Annotated in this window: 1 pseudogene; it reads right to left on the bottom strand. The window is 69.5% G+C overall.

What is annotated here, in order from left to right:
- Nucleotides 1-220 (bottom strand): annotated as a pseudogene (locus B4L26_RS07545) (ABC transporter family substrate-binding protein); the annotation flags it as partial.

Below are 220 nucleotides of genomic sequence, written 5' to 3'. Positions count from 1 at the left end.
CGCGCGCAGCACGTGGCTCGGCAACAACGACCGGAACAGCTCGCGCCAGCGCGGGTATTCGCGGGCGAAGGTCACGGTGACCGACTTGCCGCCGGCGCCGGTCTGCACCGAATCGATGAGGCGGTAGCCGGCCGGCGACACGGCATTGGGCTGGCGCGACATCTGCTGCCACAGGTAGGCGAAGTCGTCTCCGGTGATCGGCAGACCGTCGGACCACTGC

This window comes from Gordonia sp. UBA7599 (assembly GCA_002477755.1).
Taxonomy (GTDB): domain Bacteria; phylum Actinomycetota; class Actinomycetes; order Mycobacteriales; family Mycobacteriaceae; genus Gordonia.
The sequence above is the reverse complement of the archived record's forward strand: the minus strand, read 5'-3'. Positions and strand labels throughout refer to the sequence as shown.